This window comes from Cupriavidus sp. MPR-AND1C, from assembly GCF_058809705.1.
The window spans coordinates 37938-41255 of sequence record NZ_JBXASU010000066.1; the positions used below are offsets into that span (position 1 = coordinate 37938).

Sequence of the window (3318 nt, forward strand, 5' to 3'; positions counted from 1 at the left end):
CTCTTCGCGCGCGCCGCCATGCTGGCCACGATCATTTGGTCAAGACAAAGCCCTTGAGCTTGGAGAACGCCGCATCCAGCAGCGCCTTCTGTTGCTCGTTGTGCTTGGCGTAGTAGCCCACCGCCGGCGATGCCGAGGCGGGACGACCTGCGTAACCGAGCTTCTGGCCTTCCGCCATGTTTTCCATGATGAAGTGCTGGACGAAGAACCAGGCACCCTGGTTCTGCGGCTCGTCCTGGCACCACACGATTTCGTTGGCGTTCGGGTACTTCTTCAGCTCGGCTGCCACTGCCTTGTGCGGGAACGGATACAGCTGTTCCATGCGGATGACGGCCGTGTCGGTTGCGCCGCGTTCCTTGCGGGTGTTGACCAGGTCGTAGTAGACCTTGCCCGAGCACATGATCACGCGCTTGACCTTGCTGGCGTTCAGCTCTTCGTGATCGGGGATGACCGTCTCGAAGTGACCCTTGGCCAGGTCGGACAGCGGCGAGACCGCTTCCTTGTTACGCAGCAGCGACTTCGGCGTCATGATCACCAGCGGCTTGCGGAACAGACGGATCATCTGGCGGCGCAGCAGGTGGAAGATCTGGGCCGGGGTGGTCGGCTGGCAGACTTGCATATTGTGGTCCGCGCACAGCTGCAGGAAGCGCTCGATGCGCGCCGAGCTGTGTTCCGGGCCTTGGCCTTCGTAGCCGTGCGGCAGCATCAGGGTCAGGCCCGAGGCGCGGCCCCACTTCACTTCGCCGGAGGAGATGAACTGGTCGATCACAACCTGGGCGCCGTTGACGAAGTCGCCGAACTGGGCTTCCCAGATCACGAGTGCGTTCGGCTCAGCGGTGGAGAAGCCGTACTCAAAGCCGAGCACAGCCTCTTCCGACAGCACCGAGTCGATCACCGTGAACGGTGCCTGGTTTTCCGACACGTTCTGCAGGGGCACGTAGCTGCCTGCATCCCAGCGCTCGCGGTTCTGGTCGTGCAGCACCGAGTGGCGGTGGGTAAAAGTGCCACGGCCGGCGTCCTGGCCGGTGATGCGCACCGGGTAGCCCGAAGCCACCAGCGAGGCGAAGGCCAGATGCTCGCCCATGCCCCAGTCCAGCGGCTGGTCGCCGCGACCCATGTTGGCGCGATCCTTCACCACCTTCTCGACCAGCGGGTGCAGCTTGAGGTGTTCGGGAATGGTGGTGATGCGTTCGGCCAGGCGCTTGAGCTCGGTCACCGGCACGGCGGTGTCGGCGGCGTCGGTCCACTTGCGGTTCAGAAACGGCATCCAGTCCACGGCGAACTTGTTCTTGAAGTTCGACAGGACGGGGTCGACCGTGTGCTTGCCCGCGTCCATCGCGGCACGGTATTCCTTGACCAGCTGGTCGCCGAAGTCGGCAGACACCAGGTTCTGCGCGGTCAGCTTGTCAGCGTACAGCTTGCGCGTGCCCGGGTGCTGGGCGATCTTCTTGTACATCAGCGGCTGGGTAACGGCCGGCGTGTCCTGCTCGTTGTGGCCCAGCTTGCGGAAGCAGATGATGTCGACCACGACATCCTTCTTGAACTCCATGCGGAAGTCCACGGCCAGCTGCATGGCGAACACCACGGCTTCGGGATCGTCGCCGTTGACGTGCAGCACCGGTGCCTCAATCATCTTGACGACGTCAGTGCAATACAGCGTGGAACGCGAGTCGCGCGGATCCGAGGTGGTGAAGCCGATCTGGTTGTTGATCACGATGTGCATCGTGCCGCCCGTGCCGTAGCCGCGGGTCTGCGCCAGGTTCAGCGTTTCCATCACTACGCCCTGGCCTGCGAATGCCGCGTCGCCGTGCACTTGCACCGGCAGCACTTCCGCATGGCCTGCGGGCTCGCCGCGGCGTTCCTGGCGGGCCTTGACCGAGCCTTCGACGACCGGGTTGACGATTTCCAGGTGGGACGGGTTGAAGGCGAGCGACAGGTGGACCGGGCCGCCTTCGGTGGAGACGTCGCTGGAGAAGCCCTTGTGGTACTTCACGTCGCCGGCCGGCAGGTCATCGACGTGCTTGCCCTCGAACTCGGCGAACAGGTCAGCCGGCATCTTGCCCAGCGTATTGACCAGCACGTTCAGGCGGCCGCGGTGGGCCATGCCGATCACGATTTCCTGCACGCCCTTGCTGCCGCTGTGCTGGATCAGTTCGTCCATGGCAGCGATGAAGCTTTCGCCGCCTTCCAGCGAGAAGCGCTTCTGGCCAACGTACTTGGTGTGGAGGAAGCGCTCCAGGCCTTCGGCCGCGGTCAGGCGGTCGAGCACGTGCTTCTTCTTTTCGAGGGTGAACACCGGCTTGGAACGCGTGGTCTCCAGGCGCTCTTGCCACCAGCGCTTTTGCGCCTGGTCGCTGATGTACATGAACTCGGCGCCAATGCTGCTGCAGTATGTTTCGCGCAGGTTGTTGAGCAGCTCGCGCAGGCTCATCGATTCCTTGCCGAAATACGTATTGCTGGCGTTGAAGACGATGTCGAGATCGCTTTCGGAGAAGCCGTAGAACGCGGGGTCGAGGTCCGGCAGGGGCGGACGTTCCTGGCGCTTGAGCGGATCCAGGTCTGCCCAGTGCGAACCGATGTTGCGGTAAGCGGCGATCAGCTGCGTGGCAGCGACGCGCTTGCGCCCCATATCGGAGTCGGCCGAGGCAACAATAGTCTTGATCGGACCCGACTTGGCGCGTTCAGCGAACGAGGCGACGATGGGAGCGTGGGGAATATCGCGGGCGTTGGAGCCATCGACAGCCGGCACGTTCTGCATGGCGTCGAAGTACGCGCGCCAGTTATCGGGAACCGAGGAGGGATTTTCGAGGTAGGCCTCGTACAGCTCTTCTACATAGGGGGCATTGCCGCCGAAGAGGTACGAATTGCTCTGATACTGCTGCATCATGGGGCGCTCACTATTATCCGGGAATGCCGGAATAAAGCGGGTTCATCAACCTTCCGCGACACGGCTTGACCGGTTAGCGGATTGCAAACAACTCTTTCTGGGCAGCAACTGAAACACATTAAATGCATCATTATGCAAACGGCACCGCAACGGGTGCCGATCTGTTCAGTTGCCCTGAAAGGGTCAGTTGTGCGTGGAAGGACCTAAGTCTTCACTCGCATAAGAATAGCACGTTTGCCGCGTGAGCCGAGGGAATTTTGCCGTAACGCGCGCGGGCCGATTCGCAGTGTTGCGAAGCGGCCAAGACCGCCTCCCGGGGGAGATGATGAAACCCATGCGTTCGATAGCATGGAGCCGTAAACCAAAGGAGCGATCCGTGCATCTCTTGCCACACCCGCCGCGGGCCAGCGCCCGGCCCCGCCAATGATGCC

General features: G+C 62.4%; 1 protein-coding gene. It reads right to left on the reverse strand.

Features of this window, described 5'->3' with window-relative positions; genetic code table 11:
• Positions 1-31 precede the first annotated feature (31 nt).
• Complete coding sequence (locus AC1RWI_RS27620) at positions 32-2887, reverse strand: 2-oxoglutarate dehydrogenase E1 component (protein WP_492869897.1); 2856 nt, start codon at positions 2885-2887, stop codon at positions 32-34.
• Positions 2888-3318: the final 431 nt, after the last annotated feature.

What these genes read in the sequence shown, in the direction of transcription:
- AC1RWI_RS27620 (WP_492869897.1), bottom strand. Translation starts at nt 2,887, where the DNA reads ATGATGCAGCAGTATCAGAGCAATTCGTACCTCTTCGGCGGCAATGCC.